The organism is Niveispirillum sp. KHB5.9, from assembly GCF_048066115.1.
GTDB lineage: Bacteria > Pseudomonadota > Alphaproteobacteria > Azospirillales > Azospirillaceae > Niveispirillum.
Window position 1 is genome coordinate 17,333 of the sequence record NZ_JBLTYX010000035.1, and the last position, 19,488, is coordinate 36,820.

18 protein-coding genes are annotated in these 19,488 nt (G+C 66.2%); 8 read left to right on the forward strand and 10 right to left on the reverse strand.

The window, feature by feature from the left end:
* Positions 1 to 336 precede the first annotated feature (336 nt).
* Positions 337 to 549: a hypothetical protein gene (locus ACM9HJ_RS29570; RefSeq protein ID WP_416575399.1), complete on the forward strand. Its 213-nt coding sequence runs from the start codon at positions 337 to 339 to the stop codon at positions 547 to 549.
* Here ACM9HJ_RS29570 and ACM9HJ_RS29575 read toward each other — a convergent pair.
* Positions 539 to 1,018: a hypothetical protein gene (locus ACM9HJ_RS29575; protein ID WP_416575400.1), complete on the reverse strand. Its 480-nt coding sequence runs from the start codon at positions 1,016 to 1,018 to the stop codon at positions 539 to 541. The two genes, ACM9HJ_RS29570 and ACM9HJ_RS29575, sit on opposite strands and share 11 nt — an antisense overlap.
* A gap of 101 nt (positions 1,019 to 1,119) precedes the next feature.
* On the opposite strand from ACM9HJ_RS29575, the gene ACM9HJ_RS29580 reads away from it, so the two are divergent.
* Together ACM9HJ_RS29580 and ACM9HJ_RS29585 are read left to right on the forward strand one after the other, a co-directional pair.
* Positions 1,120 to 2,091, forward strand: coding sequence for a helix-turn-helix transcriptional regulator (locus ACM9HJ_RS29580; RefSeq protein ID WP_416575401.1), 972 nt, complete (start codon positions 1,120 to 1,122; stop codon positions 2,089 to 2,091).
* A gap of 65 nt (positions 2,092 to 2,156) precedes the next feature.
* Positions 2,157 to 3,134, forward strand: a complete 978-nt coding sequence (locus ACM9HJ_RS29585) for an NADPH:quinone oxidoreductase family protein (RefSeq protein ID WP_416575402.1) — start codon at positions 2,157 to 2,159, stop codon at positions 3,132 to 3,134.
* Positions 3,135 to 3,317: 183 nt separating this feature from the next.
* Here the strand turns inward: ACM9HJ_RS29585 and ACM9HJ_RS29590 are convergent, their stop codons facing one another.
* Complete coding sequence (locus ACM9HJ_RS29590; RefSeq protein WP_416575403.1) at positions 3,318 to 4,613, reverse strand: ammonium transporter; 1,296 nt, start codon at positions 4,611 to 4,613, stop codon at positions 3,318 to 3,320.
* A 511-nt stretch (positions 4,614 to 5,124) separates the two neighbouring features.
* Between ACM9HJ_RS29590 and glgC the strand changes: the two genes are divergently transcribed.
* Together glgC and map are read left to right on the forward strand one after the other, a co-directional pair.
* Positions 5,125 to 6,414, forward strand: coding sequence for a glucose-1-phosphate adenylyltransferase (glgC, locus tag ACM9HJ_RS29595; RefSeq protein WP_416575404.1), 1,290 nt, complete (start codon positions 5,125 to 5,127; stop codon positions 6,412 to 6,414).
* A gap of 153 nt (positions 6,415 to 6,567) precedes the next feature.
* Positions 6,568 to 7,395, forward strand: a complete 828-nt coding sequence (gene map / locus ACM9HJ_RS29600) for a type I methionyl aminopeptidase (RefSeq protein WP_416575405.1) — start codon at positions 6,568 to 6,570, stop codon at positions 7,393 to 7,395.
* Here map and ACM9HJ_RS29605 read toward each other — a convergent pair.
* Positions 7,349 to 8,761, reverse strand: a complete 1,413-nt coding sequence (locus tag ACM9HJ_RS29605; RefSeq protein ID WP_416575406.1) for an MFS transporter — start codon at positions 8,759 to 8,761, stop codon at positions 7,349 to 7,351. The genes map and ACM9HJ_RS29605 overlap by 47 nt on opposite strands.
* Before the next feature lie 121 nt (positions 8,762 to 8,882).
* Here ACM9HJ_RS29605 and ACM9HJ_RS29610 point away from each other — a divergent pair, with 121 nt between their 5' ends.
* The gene (locus ACM9HJ_RS29610) at positions 8,883 to 9,815 is read left to right on the forward strand and encodes a LysR family transcriptional regulator (protein ID WP_416575407.1); all 933 of its coding nucleotides are present in this window, start codon (positions 8,883 to 8,885) and stop codon (positions 9,813 to 9,815) included.
* 32 nt (positions 9,816 to 9,847) lie between these two features.
* Positions 9,848 to 11,344 (forward strand): glycogen synthase GlgA, encoded by a 1,497-nt coding sequence (gene glgA, locus ACM9HJ_RS29615; RefSeq protein WP_416575408.1) that lies wholly within the window; start codon positions 9,848 to 9,850, stop codon positions 11,342 to 11,344.
* Here the strand turns inward: glgA and ACM9HJ_RS29620 are convergent, their stop codons facing one another.
* A complete protein-coding gene (locus tag ACM9HJ_RS29620; protein WP_416575409.1) occupies positions 11,345 to 11,821 on the reverse strand; it encodes an AAA family ATPase in 477 nt (158 codons plus the stop codon).
* 181 nt (positions 11,822 to 12,002) lie between these two features.
* Positions 12,003 to 12,917, reverse strand: coding sequence for an acetylglutamate kinase (gene argB, locus ACM9HJ_RS29625; protein ID WP_416575410.1), 915 nt, complete (start codon positions 12,915 to 12,917; stop codon positions 12,003 to 12,005).
* Positions 12,918 to 13,096: 179 nt separating this feature from the next.
* Here argB and ACM9HJ_RS29630 point away from each other — a divergent pair, with 179 nt between their 5' ends.
* Positions 13,097 to 13,753 (forward strand): glutathione S-transferase, encoded by a 657-nt coding sequence (locus tag ACM9HJ_RS29630; protein ID WP_416575411.1) that lies wholly within the window; start codon positions 13,097 to 13,099, stop codon positions 13,751 to 13,753.
* Positions 13,754 to 13,853: 100 nt separating this feature from the next.
* Here the strand turns inward: ACM9HJ_RS29630 and ACM9HJ_RS29635 are convergent, their stop codons facing one another.
* From ACM9HJ_RS29635 to ACM9HJ_RS29655, 5 genes are all read right to left on the reverse strand, one after another.
* The gene (locus tag ACM9HJ_RS29635) at positions 13,854 to 14,759 is read right to left on the reverse strand and encodes an ABC transporter ATP-binding protein (RefSeq protein WP_416575412.1); all 906 of its coding nucleotides are present in this window, start codon (positions 14,757 to 14,759) and stop codon (positions 13,854 to 13,856) included.
* Positions 14,756 to 15,586 (reverse strand): ABC transporter ATP-binding protein, encoded by an 831-nt coding sequence (locus ACM9HJ_RS29640; protein WP_416575413.1) that lies wholly within the window; start codon positions 15,584 to 15,586, stop codon positions 14,756 to 14,758. Before ACM9HJ_RS29640 ends, ACM9HJ_RS29635 begins: the two co-directional genes overlap by 4 nt.
* Positions 15,583 to 16,485, reverse strand: a complete 903-nt coding sequence (locus ACM9HJ_RS29645; RefSeq protein WP_416575414.1) for an ABC transporter permease — start codon at positions 16,483 to 16,485, stop codon at positions 15,583 to 15,585. Before ACM9HJ_RS29645 ends, ACM9HJ_RS29640 begins: the two co-directional genes overlap by 4 nt.
* Before the next feature lie 3 nt (positions 16,486 to 16,488).
* Positions 16,489 to 17,466: an ABC transporter permease gene (locus ACM9HJ_RS29650; RefSeq protein WP_416575415.1), complete on the reverse strand. Its 978-nt coding sequence runs from the start codon at positions 17,464 to 17,466 to the stop codon at positions 16,489 to 16,491.
* Between the two features lie 81 nt (positions 17,467 to 17,547).
* Positions 17,548 to 19,239: an ABC transporter substrate-binding protein gene (locus ACM9HJ_RS29655; protein ID WP_416575416.1), complete on the reverse strand. Its 1,692-nt coding sequence runs from the start codon at positions 19,237 to 19,239 to the stop codon at positions 17,548 to 17,550.
* Positions 19,240 to 19,488: the final 249 nt, after the last annotated feature.

Here is a 19,488-nt window from a genome sequence, read left to right on the forward strand (position 1 = left end):
GGCCCCCTGGAAAGCGGATTTTGTAACGCCGATCCGGTAATTTCGTTTCCAGATCGCAAAATCCGCAAGTGGAATAAGGCGTTAAGATATAAGCATTTTTATGGTAACCGGTTACCATGGACTGTGTAACGTTGTTACATGATTTTGGTCTGCGACCAAAGTCGCCCTTGCCTTGCCGGATGGTTTTGTCACCGACGCATGGAACCGTTGTTATGCGGTGACGGGGGGGTACGGTTGCGCCACGCCCTTGGCCGCCGGGGCCGGAAAGCCGGGGCTGGACCCGACCGGAAGGGTGGGGCAGAGTGTCGGCCACCCTATCCGGACCTTAAAAGCCCCATGACCGATCCGCAGTCCCCCGAAAAGCATCCCGTCGCCGACGCCGCCCGTACCCTGTTCAAGGAACTGACGGATGCCGGACGCCCCGTCGTGGGCACCGGCATCGGCGAGGGCCAGATCTATCTGCGCGTCTCCGGCCCCGACCATGGGGCGCCTGCGGAATACCGGGGCTACAGGGTGGTCGTGCTGACGGATGAGGGGATCAAGCGGTAACCCGCACCCACTCCATCGTCCAGTTCACGTCCCAGCTTTTCCCACCGTCGCGCGACACGGCCTGATGCCAGCGGTGCCCCTGCGGGGTGATGCGGTCCCAGACGCCACGCACCTTGATCGGCTGGTCATCGTCCATCTCGTCGGCCTCGAACGTGCCGACCCCATCCCTGAACCAGCCCGCCATGCCGGGCAAGGTCAGCACCCCGCTCTTGGCGTTCACCCAGAAATCCGACCAGACCCCGTGCTCGACCTCCAGCAGGCGCAGGCCCATGCCGGCGAAGTTGCGGGCGGGGATGCGCAGTTCCTCCACACTGCCAGCGCCGTTCAGGATGGTCCAGCAGGTGGCCTCGCCGGTGAACTCGTCCCATTCGCCCGAATCCTGCTTCAGGCGGCGGTGGCTGATCCGCCATTCGCCGGCCAGGAAATCGAAATCGCCGGGCCGCGCCAGCGCCTGGATATCGTCGCTCATCGTCACTTCCTCACATCTTCCCGCCCAGGTTCCGGGCGACGAAGAAAGCCTATCGCGCTATACCTGACACCCTGTGTCAGGTATCCCGGAGCGCTTCTGAAATGCGGGCCAGCCGCCTTCTCTCCCTGCTTCTGCTGCTGCAACTGCGCGGGCCGCTGACGGCGGCGGCCATGGCGGCGGAACTGGAAGTGTCGGAACGCACCATCTATCGCGATATCGACGCGTTGAGTGAAGCCGGCGTGCCTGTCTATGGCGACCGGGGGCCGGGCGGCGGGTTCCAACTGCTGGAGGGCTATCGCACCCGCCTGACCGGGCTGGCCAGTGACGAGGCGGAGGCGATGTTCACCATCGGCCTGCCGGGGCTGGCCGGCGCGCTGGGCGTGGGGCAGGCGGCGGCGCGGGCCTGGAACAAGCTGATGCTGGCCCTGCCGGCCCAGGCGCGGGAGGAGGCGGGGCGCATGGGCGACCGTTTCCACCTGGACGCCGCCGACTGGTACCGGGTGGCCGAACCTACCCCCTTCCTGCCCGATCTGGCCCGCGCCGTGCTGGACAGCCGGCGGGTGGAAATGCGTTATGAAAGTTGGAAAGGATTCCGCGATTGGACCCTGGACCCGCTGGGCCTGGTGCTGAAGGCCGGCACCTGGTACTTCGCCGGCCGGGCCGACGCGCGGATGCTGGTGTTCAAGGTGGCGTCCATCCGCGACCTCACCGTGACACGCGATGGCTTCACCCGTCCGGACGAGTTCCACCTGCCTGGTTTCTGGGTGGGGCATCTGGCGGAATTCGAGGAAAGGCTGCGGCCGGAACGGGCGGACCTGTCGGTCAGCGCTGCGGGCCGCGACCGGCTGGTCCGCCTGGGTGCCTATGCGGCAGAGGCCGTGGCGGCGGCCGGCCCGGCGGATGGCGATGGCTGGACCGACCTGACCCTGCCTTACGAGAATATGGACCAGGCGGCCCGCTTGCTGCTGGGCCTGGGGCCGGAGGTACGGGTGAGGGCGCCCGATGCCCTGCGGCGGCTGGTGGCGGAACTGGCCACCGGCATCCTGGCACGGATGAGCGAAACCGTCCCTTGACCGCATGCCCCTTCCACTCCACTGTTCAAACAATTGTTTGAACGAACCAACGGGAGGAAGTGGATATGCCCAAGGCCCTGCAATGCAACGCGTTCGGCCCGCCTGAAACCCTGTCGATCGAGGATGTGCCGTCCCTGCCTCTGGCGGCGGGAGAGGTGCGAATCGCCATCAAGGCGGCGGCGCTGAACTTCGCCGACACGCTGATCATCGAGGGCAAGTACCAGGAAAAGCCCCCCTTTCCCTTCGCCCCGGGCATGGAATGTGCGGGATTGGTGACGGAACTGGGAGAGGGCGTGCGCCACCTGAAGGTGGGGCAGCGGGTCATGGCCCTGTCGGCCAAGGGCGCCTTCCGGGAGGATACGGTGGTGGAGGCCGCCGGCGTCCTGCCCATTCCCGATGGCATGGATTTCACCACGGCCGCGGCCTTCCCCGTGGCCTATGGCACCTCCCACCTGGCGCTGACCGACCGGGCGCAGCTGAAGGCGGGGGAGACCTTGCTGGTGCTGGGCGCATCGGGTGGCGTCGGGCTGACGGCGGTGGAGATCGGCAAGGCCATGGGCGCCCGGGTCATCGCCGCCGCGTCATCGCCGGAGAAGCTGGCTGTGGCGAAGGAGCATGGGGCGGATGAGGTGATCGATTACGCATCGGAAGACCTGAAGGCCCGGTTGAAGGAACTGGCGCCCAAGGGCGTGGATGTGGTGTTCGATCCGGTGGGTGGGGATTATTTCGATGCGGCCCTGCGCAACATGGCCTGGTGCGGGCGCATCATCACCATCGGGTACGCAGCCGGCCGCATCCCGCAGGTGCCGGCCAATCTGCTGCTGGTGAAGAACTGCGCCGTGCTGGGCCTGTTCTGGGGCGCCTATCGCAAGTTCAACCCGCAGCGCCTGGGCCAGAGCCTGATGGAGTTGCTGGCGCTGTGGGGCCAGGGCAAGCTGCGCCCGCACGTATCGCACGCCCTGCCGCTGGCCGATTACGCCACGGCCTTCCACCTGCTGTCGGGGCGCAAGGCCACGGGCAAGGTGGTGCTGACGCTGGAGTGAAGCGCGACTGAACACCAGTTCAGGCCGGCGACCGCCGGCCCGCGACCGCGTGGTCGCGTAAGCCCGAGCCGACGGATGTCGGCGCCCGGCGCCTGAGGGAACAAAAAAGACTCCCCAAAACAAAACCGCCGCACCGGTCACCCGATGCGGCGGTCTTCGTTTCAGGCTTGCGCCCGAGGGACCTTACTGGATGGTCTCGCCATGCAGGGAGAGATCCAGGCCGTCACGTTCGGCATCCTCATCGACGCGCAGGCCGGTGATGGCCTTGACGACGAACAGGATGATCGTGGTGGCCACGGCCGACCAGACGACGGTGGCCAGGATGCCCCAGATCTGGGTCCAGACCTGACCGATATTGCCTTCCAGGGCGCCGGCGGTACCGCCGATGGCGGCCTTGGCGAAGACGCCGGTCAGGATGGCGCCGACGATGCCGCCCACGCCGTGCACACCCCACACGTCCAGGCTGTCATCATACTTCAGCGCATGCTTCACCGTGGTGGAGGCGAAGTAGCAGATGATGCCGGCGGCGACACCGATGCCGAGCGCGCCATCGACACCCACGAAACCGGCGGCAGGCGTGATGGCGACCAGACCGGCCACAGCACCGGACACGGCACCCAGGACGGACGGCTTGCCCTTGACACCCCATTCGACGAACACCCAGGCCAGCGTGGCCGTGGCGGCGGCGATCTGGGTGACCAGCATGGCCATGCCCGCACGGCCGTCAGCGGCGACGGCGGAACCGGCGTTGAAGCCGAACCAGCCAACCCACAGCATGGCGGCGCCGATCAGCGACAGGACCAGGTTGTGCGGCTTCATGTCCGAGGTGCCATAGCCCTTGCGCTTGCCCAGCACGATGGCGGCGACCAGGCCGGCGACACCGGCATTGATATGCACGACGGTACCGCCGGCATAATCCAGCACGCCGTCGCCCATCAGGAAGCCGCCGCCCCACACCCAGTGGCAGATCGGGCTGTAGACGATCAGCGACCACAGCGCCGTGAACAGCAGCAGGGCCGAGAACTTCATGCGGTCGGCGAAGGCGCCGGTGATCAGCGCCGGGGTGATGATGGCGAACGTCATCTGGAAGGTGACGAACACCGATTCCGGGATGGTCGTGGCCGGCCAGAGGTTGCCGACCTCAAGGCCCGAAAGGAAGGCCTTGCTCAGGTCACCGACATAGGCGCCGCCGGTGCCGAAGGCCAGGCTGAAGCCGACAACGGCCCAGAGCACGGAAATCAGGGCGGCGATGGCAAAGCTCTGCATCGCCATGGTCAGAACGTTGGCCTTGCGGACCATGCCGCCATAGAACAGCGCCAGACCGGGAATGGTCATGAACAGCACCAGCGCCGTCGACGTCAGCAGCCAGGCGGTATTGCCGCTGTCCAGCGTCGGGGTCGGTGCCGCGTCCTGAGCGAGGGCCACACCCGGAACCAACGCCAGGCACGCCGCGAAAAGGGTCTTCAACATACGATTCATCTGGCTCCCCATTCTTGTGGGCACGGGGCCGACCGGCCGCCGCACACGCCGACGATCCCTTATTCAAAGTCCGTGCCGTTGTGGAATCCGGCGGAATCCCTACATCATTCCTTCACCAACGCCTGACCGGAATCCACGCAGCCACCCCGCGACTCCGGTTGGAATCACCATATTTGCACAAAATTTGCGCTGTTTCTGCTGGCGACTTTCCTGGAAAAATTGTTAACTTACAATGCGATATAGTGTTCTGCACCTTTCGGAGCACCCCGATTCAGCGGCTAAAAATGTGACAGATTAAAAAATAGGCAGACATTCGGGTGCATGCGCCGGTCTGGCCCCCGATCGGCACGCGCGCATCCCCTTCGCCTTTTCGTTGTCTGCCCTGCCCGGGATCGGCGGGTCTCCATACGTATCCAGGCGTGACCCGGTGCCCGGCATGTGACACCATCCTTTCGCTATACAGCCGCCGGTCGAAGCGGCCGGCGATGCGTGCAAATGGGAGGATGTGGAATTGGTGACCAGTCAGTCCGAACAGCGTCTGGACCGCGACCTGCGGCAGGCGCCGCGACACGCGCTTGCCCTGGTCCTGGCGGGTGGGCGCGGCAGCCGGCTGAAGCAGCTGACCGACCGCCGTGCCAAGCCGGCGGTGCATTTCGGCGGCAAGTTCCGCATCATCGATTTCGCCCTGTCCAACTGCATCAATTCCGGCTTCCGCCGCATCTCCGTCATCACCCAGTACAAGTCGCATTCCCTGCTGCGTCACCTGCAGCGCGGTTGGAACTTCCTGCGTGGCGAGATCGGGGAATTCATCGACCTGCTGCCCGCCCAGCAGCGCATCGATGAGACCAGCTGGTACCAGGGCACGGCCGACGCCGTGTACCAGAACCTGGACATCCTGCGCTCGCACAAGGCCGAATTCGTGCTGATCCTGGCCGGCGATCACATCTACAAGATGGATTACGCCAACATGCTGGCCAGCCATATCCGCACCGGGGCGGACGTGACCGTGGGCTGCATCGAAGTGCCCAGAATGGAGGCAACCGGTTTCGGCGTCATGCATGTCGATGGCGACAACCGCGTCGTCAGCTTCCTGGAAAAGCCTGCCGACCCGCCCGCCATGCCGGGCAAGCCGGATGTCGCCCTGGCCTCCATGGGCATCTATATCTTCAATGCCGATTTCCTCTATGGGCATCTGGAACGCGACGCCAGGGACCAGAAATCGTCCCGCGATTTCGGCAAGGACATCATCCCGCACTTGGTGGAGAACGCCAAGGTCGTCGCTCACCATTTCAGCGAAAGCTGCGTGCGCAACCGGGCCCAGCCGGGCGTGGCCTATTGGCGCGACGTGGGCACGGTCGATGCCTATTGGGAAGCCAACCTGGACCTGTGCAAGGTATCGCCCGACCTGGATCTCTATGATCGGGAATGGCCGATCTTCACCTATCAGGAACAGCTGCCGCCGGCGAAATTCGTCTTCGACGATGATGGCCGTCGCGGCATGGCGGTGGACAGCATGGTGTCGGCCGGCTGCATCACCTCAGGTTCGGCCGTCCGCCGCTCCATCCTGTTCAACAAGGTCCGGGTCCATTCCTATTGCGAGATCACCGATGCCGTGATCCTGCCGGAGGTGGAGATCAACCGGAACGCGCGCCTGACCAAGGTTGTTATCGACCGTGGCTGCGTCATCCCCTCCGGCATGGTGGTGGGTGAGAATGCGGATGAGGATGCGCGGCGCTTCTACCGGTCGGAAAATGGCGTGGTCCTGATCACGCAGGAGATGTTGGACCGGCTGAAGGGCTGAACCAATCCCGGTGAGTGCAACTCACCGGGATTGGAACGGCGGCGACCGCCGCCGCGCGCCACGTGGCGCGTAGCCAAGCCGCCGGATGGCGGCGCCGGCGATTGAGGCCCGCTGATCGGGTTCGATCGGCGGGAACAGGTATGGTGGGGTGGGATGAAGACCTATCCGGGCGATTTCGTGCTGGACCCGCTGGGTCGGCGCGTACCGTTGCATGGGCCGGCGGCCTTCGCTTCGCTGCGCCGGGCCGGTGGCGTGGCGGCGGCGTGCCTGGACCACATCACCCCACTGATGCAGCCGGGCGTCACCACGGCTTCCGTGGATGCGGCGGTGGCCGCGTTCCTGCGGGCGGAGGGGGCGGTGCCGGCGACGCTGGGCTATCACGGTTTCCCGGCATCCTGCTGCATCTCCCCCAACCATGTCGTCAACCATGGCATTCCGTCCGACAAGGTACGGCTGAAGGCGGGTGACATCGTCAATGTCGATGTCACCGCCATTGTCGATGGCTGGTATGGCGATACGTCTCGCATGTATCTGGTGGGCGAGGTGGGGGCCAAACCCGCCCACCTGGTCCGCACCACCTATGACGGCATGATGGCTGGCATCGCGCAGGTCGTGCCCGGCCGGCACCTGGGCGATGTCGGTCATGCCATCGAGAAGGTGGGAAAGGCCGTGGGCTATTCCACCGTGCGCGACTATGTCGGCCATGGCATCGGCCGGGTGTTCCACGACGCACCCGACGTCATGCATTTCGGCAAGCCGGGCAAGGGCATGATGCTGGTACCCGGCATGGTTTTCACCATCGAGCCGATGTTCAACCAGGGCGGCCCCGGCGTGCGCACCCTGCCCGACGGCTGGACCACCATCACCCGCGATCTGTCGCTGTCGGCACAGTTCGAGCATACGGTCGGGGTCACGGAAGACGGGGTGGAGATTTTCACCCGCTCCCCGGCGGGGATGGATTGCCCGGTTGGGGCGATCTGACACCCAACGCAATCGTCGCGGTACCAACCAGCAGGCCCGAGACCAGGAACGCAGCCCGTATCCCTGTCTCCACCATATCCGGTGCCGTCGCTGTCATGTCGGACGTACCTGTCGCGAGGGCGAAGACGGGGCCAAGGGCGGCTGCCCCGGTGATCAGGCCCAGATTGCGCGACAGGTTCAGCAGGCCGGAGACCAGCCCGCGCCGCTCTGCCGCCAGGCCGCCCATCACGTCGGTATTGTTGGCGGCCTGGAACAGGGCGTACCCGCTGGTCATCAGAGCGATGGGCGCCAGATAGCCCGGCAGGCCCCAGCGCGTGCCGATGGCGGCCAGCAGCAGCCCGCCCGCCGCCACCCCGGCAAGCCCCGTCGGCACCATCCGTGCCGGCCCGAACCGGTCCACCGCCCGGCCCGACACCAGCCCAGCCACGGCCGAAACGCACGGCCCCAGGGTCAGTGCCAGACCCGCCGCCGCTGGCGCCAGCCCGAAGGCCCGCATCAGATAGAACGGCCCCGCCACCAGCATCGCCATCATCACGGCGGAGACCAGCAGATTGGCGGCCAGCGCCATGCACAGGCCAGCATCGCCGAACAGTGACAGGCGCAGCAGTGGGTCCGGTGTCCGCCCCTGCCACAGCACGAACAGCCCGACCAGCAGCACCGACGCGGTCAGCAGGGCAATGCCCGACCCGTCCGCCCGACCGACACTCATGGCCAGGGCATAGGCCGCCAGCGCCGTCGCCAGCAGCACGGTACCGACAAGGTCGAACCCCCTGGCATCCGCCGTCCCCCGCCCATCATCGGGCACATGCCGGCGGACCATCACCAGTGCCGCCAGGCCCAGTGGCACATTGACCAGGAACAGGCCGTGCCAGCCGGCGGCACCGATGATCATCCCGCCCAATGAAGGGCCCAGCGCGGTGCCGACCGCCGACATGGAACCCAGCATGCCCATGGCGCGCCCCGTCCGCGCCTTGTCCACCGTGCCGCCGACCAGGGCCATGGACATGGCCATCATGATCGCCGCCCCCGCCCCCTGCAGACCGCGTGCGGCCACCAGCAGGGCCAGCGTCGGCGCGAGGCCGCACAAGGTGGATGCGATGGTGAACAGACCCATGCCGATCAGCAATAGCCGGCGCCGTCCCACCATATCCCCCAGCCGCCCCGCGCCGACGATCAGGGTGGTGACGGCCAGCAGATAGGCCAGCACCACCCATTGCACCTGCCCGAACGGCACGGCCAAGCCATCAGCCATGGCCGGCAGCCCGACATTGGCGATGCTGGTGCCCAGGGCGGACAGCAGGATGGACATGGATAGACTGGGCAGAGCCCATCTGCTGCCCATGCTGCCACCATCTTCCCCGCCCATCGCTCGCTCCGTCGCGCTGTCATCCGTGCAGCCGACGCTAGGGGATGGGATGACATGGCGGAAGGCGCAGCAATTGCATTCAAACAGTGCATGAAACGCCATCTATGTTAGGTTGGCGGCCATGAGCCTGCCCGACTTGAACCTGCTGGTGACCCTGGATGTGCTGCTGGAGGAGGGCAGCGTGGCCAGGGCCGCCCGCCGCCTGCGCCTCAGCCCGTCGGCCATGAGCCGGGCGCTGGCGCGGCTGCGGGAGGCGACGGGTGATCCGCTGCTGGTGCGGGCGGGCAGGGGGCTGGTGCCCACCCCGCGCGCCCTTGACCTGCGCGGGCAGGTGGGGCCGCTGGTCGAACAGGCGCAGGCCGCATTGCGACCGGCCACGGCGCTGGACCTCTCCCGCCTGGACCGGGTGTTCACGTTGCGCGCCAGTGACGGGTTCGTGGAAACGTTCGGGGCCGAACTGGTCACCCGCCTGGCCCGGGCCGCACCCGGCGCCCGACTGCGCTTCATGGCCAAGCCCGACCGCGACGCGGCCTCGCTGCGCGACGGCACCGTCGATCTGGAAACCGGCGTCATCGGGCGGGAGACGGGGCCGGAACTGCGTGTCCAGGCGCTGTTCCGCGACCGGTTCATCGGCGTGGTGCGCGAAGGCCACCCGCTGGCCGGTGGTCGTCTGACGGTTCAGGATTACGCGGATGCCGCCCATGTCGCCGTTACCCGCGCCCGGCCGGACAAGGGGCCGATCGACGGCGCGCTGGCGGCGCTGGGCCTGGAACGGCGGATCGCCGCCTATGTGGCGGGCTATGCCGGGGCGCTGGCCGTGGCGCGGGGCAGTGATCTGGTGGCCACCGTGTCGGCCCGGCACACGGCGGTGCTGCGCGCCGGCATGGCGGGGTTCACCCTGCCCTTCGACGTTCCCGCCGTCACCGTCTCGCTGCTCTGGCATCCCAGGCTGGAAGCCGACCCCGCCCATCGCTGGCTGCGCGGGATCGTGCGGGAGGTTTGCGGCGGGGACCAGGATAGTCTTGCTGAAAGCGTGCGTTCCGTTCACTCATAGGTGGCGGCCCCGCCAACAACCCGGACCCGATCATGCGCGTTCTTTTCGTCACGTCGGAATGCCTGCCCTATGTGAAGACCGGTGGTCTGGGGGATGTGGCCGGCGCCCTGCCGGCCGCACTCCGCACGGAGGGCGTGGATGTCCGGATGCTGATCCCCGGATATCCGGGCGTGCTGGAGCGGCTGGAGAATATCAAGGTCCTGCGCGATCTGCGCGGCCTTCCCGGCCTGCCCTCGGCGGCGCCCGCCAGGTTGGTGGCCGGGCGTGGCGTGGATGGCGGCACCGTCTATGCCCTGGACATCCCCAGCTTCTTCGGGCGCAAGGGCAACCCCTATCTGGGGCCGGACGGCAAGGACTGGTCCGACAATCATCTGCGCTTCGCGGCCTTGGGTCGGATCGCGGCGCTGATCGGGCTGGATGGCGATGGTGCCGTGGGGCGCGGGGCGTGGAAGCCCGATGTGCTGCATGGCCATGACTGGCAGGCCGGCCTGGCCGCCGCCCACCTGCATTTCCCGCTTTGGCCCCTGGCGGGGCGGCAGCGGCCGGGGACGGTGTTCACCATCCACAACCTGGCCTTCCAGGGCCTGTTCCCGGCCGACACGGTGCCAACCCTCGGTCTTCCCTGGGACGGGTTCACGCCGCAGGGCTTCGAATTCTACAGCCAACTGTCCTTCCTGAAGGCCGCACTCGTCTACTCCGACCGCCTGACCACGGTCAGCCCGACCTATGCCACGGAAATCCAGGGGGAGATTTTCGGCTTCGGCATGGACGGTCTGCTGCGCGCCCGCGCCGATGTGCTGGACGGCATCCTGAACGGTATCGACACGACGGCTTGGGACCCTGCCCGCGACCCGCAGCTCAGCTCGAATTACGACGCGGCGACCCTACCCGCGAAGGCGGCCAACAAGACCGATATCCAGCGTGCCTTCGGCCTGTCGCCCGACATCCACGCGCCCTTGTTCGGCATCGTCAGCCGCCTGACCGACCAGAAGGGCATCGATCTGGTGGTGCAGATCATTCCGCATCTGGTGGCGCGTGGCGCGCAACTGGCGGTGCTGGGCACCGGCGGGGCGGCGCTTGAACAGGCGCTGGCAGGTGCCGCCCGGCATTATCCGGGCCGCGTCGGTCTGGTCCTGGGCTATGACGAGGCTTTGTCGCACCGGTTGCAGGCGGGTGTGGATGTGCTGATGGTGCCATCCAGGTTCGAACCGTGCGGCCTGACCCAGATGTACGCGCTGCGTTACGGTACCCTGCCGCTGGTCAGCCGCGTCGGCGGTCTGGCGGATACGGTGACGGATTGCACCGACGACGCCCTGTCCGACGGCACCGCCACCGGCTTCACCTTCGGCCCCGTCACCGTGCCGTCCTTCACCAACGCCATCGACCGGGCATTGGCCTTGCATCCGCAGACGGAACGCTGGCGCGCCGTGCAGCGGGCCGCCATGGCGCGCGATGTCTCCTGGGCGGCATCGGCCCGGCATTATGTCGATGCGTACAAGGCGGCGATGGTGACCGCGCAGGGCGGTTGATTACAACAACACCGCCTGCACGACGCCCGCTTCCTGCGCACTGGGCGGGTCGAACTCGGGCGCCGGGCCCTCATGTCCCGGCACCTCGTCGCCCGGGAACTCCGCCTGCCGCAGCACACGGCTCCAGCGCGCCTCACGGCCTCCGTCGGGGATATGGAACAGCAGGTCGCAGCCCAGCAGCCCAGCCCGCCGCCGGGCCGTGTCGCGCTGTTCCCGGCGCAGGAAGCCCAGATCCATGACCACGTCACCACCGGCGCGCAGGGTGGCGCCGGCCATGTCCCAGATCAGCGTCTCGCACCGTGCCAGCCGCTCGTTCAGCCAGCCCATGTCCAGCGGCGGGGTCATGTCCGGCACGAACAGCGCCGACATCCATTCATCGATGGAAAAGCGCACGGCCGGCAAATCCGCCGCCAGTTGCCTGGCATAGGTGGATTTGGCCGCACCTTGCGGGCCATGGATCAGGTGCATGCGTGCCATCAGCTCGCCCGTCCATCAGTAATACCAGTTCCCGATGAGCAGTTTCTCATCGGGAACTGGTACGGCGGCGACTGCCGCCGCGCGGCACGTGCCGCGTAGCCAAGCCAACGGATGTTGGCGCCGGCGATTGAGGCCCGGTGATCGGAACCGATCACCGGGAAACAGTATAGGAGAGCGAGCCTTACTTCTTGCCGACCAGCGTGCCGGCACCCCCCTCGGTGAAGATTTCCAGCAGGATGGCATGCGGGACGCGCCCGTCAAGGATCACCGCACCTTCAACCCCGCCGACCACCGCGTCGATGCAGGTTTCCAGCTTGGGGATCATGCCGCCCAGTGCCGTGCCGTCATTGATGGCGGTGCGCGCCTCGCCCACCGACAGTTCCGGCACCAGCTCCTTCTGCTTGTTCAGGAACCCGGCCACATCGGTCAGCAGCAGCAGGCGCGACGCCTCCATGGCGGCGGCGATGGCGCCGGCGGCCGTGTCGGCATTGATATTATAGGTCTGGCCATCCTCGCCAATGCCGATCGGGGCGATGACGGGGATGAAGCCGGCATGGCGCAGCTTGTGCAGGATCTGCGGGTTGATGCGGAACGGCTCGCCCACGAAGCCCAGATCGACCACCTTCTCGATATTGCTGTCGGGGTCGCGCTTGGTGCGGGTGGCCTTGCGCGCCTCAATCAGGTCGTCATCCTTGCCCGACAGGCCGATGGCGTCGCCGCCGGCATCGTTGATCAGGGCCACGATCTCCTTGTTGATGCTGCCGGACAGCACCATCTCGGCGATCTCCATCGTGTCCTTGTCGGTGACGCGCAGGCCGTCGATGAATTCCGACTTGATCTGCAACCGGTCCAGCAGCTTGCCGATCTGCGGCCCGCCGCCATGCACGACGATCGGATAGGCGCCGACCTGCTTCAGCAGCACGATGTCATTGGCGAACTGGCGGGCCAGTTCCGGATTGCCCATGGCATGGCCGCCATACTTGACCACGATGATCTTGCCGTCATAGCGGCGCATATAGGGCAGCGCCTCCGACAGGGTCTGGGCCTTGGCGAGCCATTCCTCGCGGGTCAGCGTCGGGGTGACGGAAACGGTCATGGGCTGGGGCTCCGGTCGGGGGCTTCAGGGCCAGGGATTGTGACGGGCAAACGGCGACGTGTCTAACACCTGGGACGGGTCGGGGCAATGTGCGAATCCAGGGGGTAGCCCCACTGCGCGCTTGCGTGATCGTTCGTGATATGTTCCCATCCGGACAAATGTCGCGGGGGAGGCGGATCATGGCGGAAAAGCCGGTATTATATGGGGCGCCGGGTTGCGGTTCGGCGGTGGTGGAGGCGGCCTTCATCCTAGCCGGCGAAGATTACGATTATGTGTTGGCCGAGCCCTGGACCCCCTCGGCGGGGGTGGAGGCGCTGAAGGCGGTCAATCCGCTGGTGCAGGTGCCCACCCTGGTGCTGGCCGACGGCACGGTGATGACGGAATCGGTGGCCATCCTTTTATGGCTGATGGACCGGCATCCGGGCCTGCTGGGGCCGGGGCCGGACGATCCGCTGCGCGGCGCCTTCCTGCGCTGGCTGGTCTATCTGCCGGCCGCGATCTATCCCATGTACACGGTGGGCGATTTCTGCGACCGCTGGGTGACGGGGGAGAAGGCGGCGGCGGAACTGAAACAGGCGACCATCGACCGTACCCTGTTCTGCTGGGGCACGATGGAGGCGGCGTTGAAGCCGGCAGCCGGGTCCTGGCTGCTGGGCACGAAGGACCTGACGGCGCTGGATCTCTACATCTCCATGATGACCCGCTGGCGGCCAAGGCGCGAGGAGATCCGCAAGGTGGCGCCGGGCATCGTCGCCGCGGCGGAGCGGGTGGACCGTGATCCGCGGCTGGTCGATCTCTGGCGCCGGCATTTCCCGGACAGCTATACCGATCCGTAAGCGCCGTCAGGTCGAGCGGAGCGAGCCCTGACGACAAAGGCTTGAAGCTATTCTGTCAGGGCTCGCTCCGCTCGACCTGACCTACGGTTCAATCCCCACCCTACGCCGCCTCGCGCACCCAATGGCCCGGCACGACCTCTCGCAACTCCCCCGGCCCGTCGCAGCTTTCGCGGACCTGTGCCGCCAGCGGGGCCAGGCTGTTGCCGGCGCCGAACGGGCTGCCCACCTCCGGCACCGCGGCCAGCAGCAGGCGGGTATAGGGGTGGCGGGGGGTGTCGATGACCTGGGCCGTGGGGCCGCGTTCCACGATGCGGCCGCGGAAGATCACCGCCGTCTCCTCCGCCACATACCGCGCCGTGGCGATATCGTGGGTGATGTACAGCATGGCGATGCCGCGTTCCCGCTTCAGGTCGCGGAACGTGTCCAGCACCGACAGGCGGATGGACACGTCCAGCATCGATGTCGGCTCGTCGGCGATGATCACCGACGGGTTGACGGCCAGGGCACGGGCCAGGTTCACCCGCTGGCGCTGTCCGCCGCTCATCTCATGCGGGAACTTGGGGCAGGCCACGGCGGGGTCCAGGTCCACGGCACGCAGCAACTCGGCCACCATGTCGCGGCGGGCGGTGGGGGACAGGTCGGGCCGGTGCAGGGCCAGCGGCCTTGTCAGGTGATGTTCGACATTGTGGGCGGGGTTCAGCGCGGCGAACGGGTCCTGGAACACCATCTGCACGGCCGCGCGGTATTCCAGCAGCGCCTTGCGTCCCGACAGGTTGGTGACGTCGCGGCCGGCATGGAAGATATGGCCGGCACTGGCGGTCAGCACATGGGTCAGCAGCTTGGCGCAGGTGCTTTTGCCGGACCCGCTCTCCCCCACCAGCGCCAGGGCGCGGCCGGCATGGAGGCTGAAATCGGCGCTGTCCAAGGCACAGAAGGGCCCGAAGCGCATGGTCAGCCCGCGCGCTTCCAGCACGGGGCGGGCGCCCAGTTCCGGCAATCCGTTCATTGCTCCGTCTCCTTCATGCGCACCAGCGTCTCGCCGGGCTTTGGGTGCAGCGGCGGGATGGAGGCCCAGAGGCGGCGTGTGTAATCCTGCTGCGGATTGGCGATCATCGCGTCGGGTGTGGACAGCTCGATCAGTTCGCCGCGCAGCATCACCCCCACCCGGTCGCAGAACTGGCTCATCAGCGCCAGGTCATGGGTGATGAACAGGACGGAGAAGCCCAGCTTGTGGCGCAGTGCGGCCACCTCCTCCAGCAACTCGCGCTGCACCACCACGTCCAGCGCCGTCGTCGGCTCGTCCATCACCACCAGCTTGGGTTTCAGGGCCAGCGCCATGGCGATGACGATGCGCTGGCGCATGCCGCCGCTGAACTGGTGCGGATAATCGTCCAGGCGGTCGGGTTTGATGCCAACCATCTGGAACAGGTCGACGGTACGGGCGCGGATATCCGCCTTCCCCGATACCCCGTGCGCCTTGAACATGTCGGCGAACTGCGCCGATACGCGCAGCACGGGGTTGAGCGCGTTCATGGCCGATTGCAGCACGACCGACAGGTCACGCCAGCGCCAGGACCGCAATTCCCGGTCCGACAGGGCCAGGACATCGGTGCCGGCCAGGCTGATCGACCCGCCGGTGATGAAGGCGGGGGGGCGGTGCAGGCGGGCGATGGCGAAGGCGACGGTGCTTTTGCCGGAACCGGACTCTCCAGCCAAACCAAGCACTTCGCCGGCGCCAATGTCGAAAGTGACGTTTTTGACGGCGCGGGACAGGCCGTTCGGCGTGGCGTAATCGACGCAGAGATCGCGCACCGACAGGATGGGATCGCTCATGCCCGGCCCCCTTGGCTGGTGGTGGTGCGGGTCAGCCCGGCCAGCACCCTGGCCGGTACGCGCAGCGTGCGCAGGCGGGGATTGGCGATCTCATCCACCGCGAAATTCACCAGCGACAGGCCGGACCCGAAGATCACCAGGGCCAGGCAGGGTGCCGCCATCTCCCACCACGCCCCAACCTGTAGGGCGGATGTCGACTGCGCGTGATAGAGCATGGTGCCCCAGGACACGACCATCGGGTCGCCCAGGCCCAGGAACTCCATCGTCGCCTCGGTGATCACCGAATAGAGGATGGAACCGATGAAGTTGAAACCGATGATGGAGATCAGGTTGGGCAGCAACTCGAACCCGATCACCCGCCAGGCCGGCTCCCCCAGCATTTCCGCGGCCAGGATATAGTCGCGCTGACGCAGGCTCAGTGTCTGGGCACGGGTGACGCGGGCCCCCCATCCCCAGCTGGTCAGCCCGATAATCAGGGCGATGACGAAGGGCCCCGTCTGGCCGATGAAGGCGGCCAGCACCAGCATCAAGGGCAGGTTGGGAATGACCAGCGAGATGTTGGTGAACAGGTTCAGCACCTCATCCACCTTGCCGCCGAAATATCCCGCCGTGACGCCGACCGCCGTGCCGATCACGGTGACCAGCAATCCAGCGGCGAAGCCCACCATCAGGCTGGTCTGCGTGCCATGGATGGTCTGGGACAGCACGTCGCGGCCCATGCGGGTGGCCCCCATGACATGTTCCACCGACGGCGCCTCGTGCGGCTTGGCCACGCGCTGGTTGATGTCGAAGGGGGCGACCAGCGGGGCGGCCAGGGCGATCAGGATGAAGATCGCCACGATGGCAGCACCGATGGCGGCCTTGCGGTTGGCAAGAAGGGTTTGCAGCAGGCCGCGCATGGTTCAGCCCTTCCGAAGACGGGGGTCGAGGGCGACGTAAAGCACGTCGGCGATGAAATTGGCGGTCAGCATGGCCAGCGTCATGATCAGCAGCTGGCCCTGGATCAGCGGGTAATCGCGCGCCGTGATCCCCTGGAACAGGGTGTAGCCCAGGCCCGGATAGTTGAAGACCACCTCCGTCACAAGCGCCCCGCCGAACGCGGCACCCAAGGTCATCGCAAAGCTGGTGACGGTGGGCAGCAGCGCGTTGCGGGCGGCATAGGCCATGCGCAGGCGCCGGTCGGACAGGCCCTTGGCCGTGCCCAGCACGATATAATCCTCCCCCAGCAGGTTGATCATGCTGTTGCGCATGGTGATCAGGTAACCGCCGACCTGGGCCAGGGCCATGGTCACGATGGGCAGGAACGCGTGCTTGAACACTGAACAGAAGAATTCCAGGCTGAAACCCGGATCGATTTCCGGCGCATAGGCGTAACCGGTGGGGAAGACCTGCCAATGGATGGCGAAGATGAACAGCGCCAGCAGCGAGGTGACCAGCGGCGGCATGGCCTGCATCATCAGGGCGATGGGCGCCCCGATACTGTCGAACCGCCCACCCCGGCGCCAGGCGGCCAGAATGCCGGCCAGCGACCCGATGGCGAACGCGATCAAGGATGAGGTCAGCACCAGCATCAGCGTCCAGGGCAGGGCCCGCCACAGCACCTCGTTCACCGTCAGCGGATGGAACTTCACCGACAGGCCCAGGTCCCAGGTGAAGACACTTTTCAGATAGGTGGCGAACTGCGCCGGCCAGGGCTGGTCGATGAAGCCGAAGGTCTCCTTCAGCGCGGCCAGCGCCTCCGGCGGCAGGGTGCCGCCGGCCTGGGCGAACATGATGTCCACCGGATTGCCGGGCATGAGGCGCGGGATCAGGAAATTGAACGTCGCGGCGACAATGAAGGCGGCGACATAGAATCCGATCCGGCGGAGAAGAAAGGCCATGTTGGGTCCTCTCCCGAAACCGAAGATCTGCTGAAAGGCGGGGAATGTGGGGTTCGATGGGGGGCGGTCAGCCCCTACGGGTCAGCTTCCGCCATCCACGGGCTCCAGTGCCAGCAGATGCAGAAGCCGCTCCGGCGTGCCGTCGAACACGTCGGGCCGGGCCACCGGATTGTCGGCGTTGAACCAGCCCTTGAAGCGCTTGGTGTTGTACTCGTACCAGATCGGGTTGCTGAACAGCGGCACATAGGGGCTGTTGGCCGCCAGGATCATCTGCACCTTGTCCATCGCCTTGCGCTGTTCGGTCGGGTCGATGGTGGCGACAAACGCGTCCAGGGCGGCGTTCAGCTCCGGATCGTTGAACCGGGTCGGGGCCGACCGCGTCTTGCCGCTGAACCTTGAATGGAAGCCGGTATCGTATGAACGATGCGGCGTCTCGCCGGTGAAATAGCCGTTGATGGCCATATCATAATCGCCCTGGATCAGCTTCTGCGCCCAGCTTGCCGGCTCCGGCGTCGACACCCGCGCATTGATGCCGATGGCGTTCAGCCCCTCGACGACCAGCTGTGTGGTGTTGACCCAGTCGGTCCAACCATTGGGGGCCAATATGTCGAAGCGGATGGGCTTGCCGTCGGGATTGTCGACATAGCCGTCGCCATCCACATCGCGGAAGCCGCTTTCGGCCAACAGCGCGCGGGCGCCATCCTTGTCGTATTTGGCATATTTGCCAAATTGCCGCTCGGCATCCTGGTTCACCCAGTCCTGATAGAGGCGGCCCAGACCCGACGCATATTCATTGACGATGGGATAGCCATAGCCGGCGATATCGACGATGGCGCGGCGGTCCATGGCCATGCTGACGGCACGGCGGAAATTCACGTTCCGGAATGTGGCACGGTTGCCAACATTCGGGCTGTCGAAATTGAAGTTCACGGCCACGGTGCCGCCGGGCGGAAACCAGTAGCGGTGATGCACCGGATCGGCGGCAACATAGGTGCGCTCGATATCCGGCATGAAGGCGCCAAACCAGTCCAGCTTGCCGTTGCGGGCGGCGGCCAGCAACTGCTCGTTATTGCCGATCTGCGGGAAGGACAGGCAATCGACCTTCAGGCTGGCGGCGTCCCAGTAATGCGGGTTGCGGCACTGGACATAGAGCTGGTTGGTGAAGCGCCGCACCTCCGTCATCGGGCCGGTGCCCACGGGGTCGGGGTTGGTATAGGTGACGGGGTCCGCCACCTTGGACCAGACATGTTTGGGCACCACCGGGATGCGGGCCAGTTCGAACAGGCTGTTGGCATTCACCCGCTTCAGGGTGAAGACCACCGTGTGGGCATCCGGCGCCTCCACGGCGGCCAGGCGTTCCCAGATGTCCAGCGTATCCAGGCCCCGGTACCGCTTCAGCATCTCATAGGTGAAGACCACGTCGTTCGCCGTGAAGGGCTGCCCGTCGGACCATTGCACGCCCTCACGCAGGGTGAAGGTCAGCTTCAGCAGGTCCTTGGAGAAATCGTACCCCGTGGCCAGCCGGTAATGTGGGCGGCCATTATGCAGGGTGTTGAAGATGATCAGCGGCTCGTACGCGAATTCCCGCGCGCTGTAGAGCCGCGTCGTCTCGTTATAGGGATTGAAGTTGCGCACCCAGCCGGTGGAGAAATTGGCCACCACGGTGACGGTGGATGGGTTCTCCAGCGGGGCGGCCTGGGCCAGCACCTGTGTCGATCCCGCCGTCGCCGGCAGCAGGGCCGCGAGCGCGGCCAGGTTGCGGAAGAACTTCATCCCGTAGATCCCTGTTTCCCGGCCGGCCCCTTGTTCAGGCCTGTTCCGTTGGCACCGACTGTCGGGCAGACAGACCCGACAGGGCTAGCACGCAACTTCGTTGATTTCGTCGTTCACCGCCATTATCGGCGGGGTTTTGACAGCAAATGGATGGATTGTTACCTGGTCGGCTGAGCCAATTGAACGATCGGATCATTTTCGTAGGTCAGGTTGAGCGAAGCGAACCCTGACAGAACAGCTTTTAGCCTT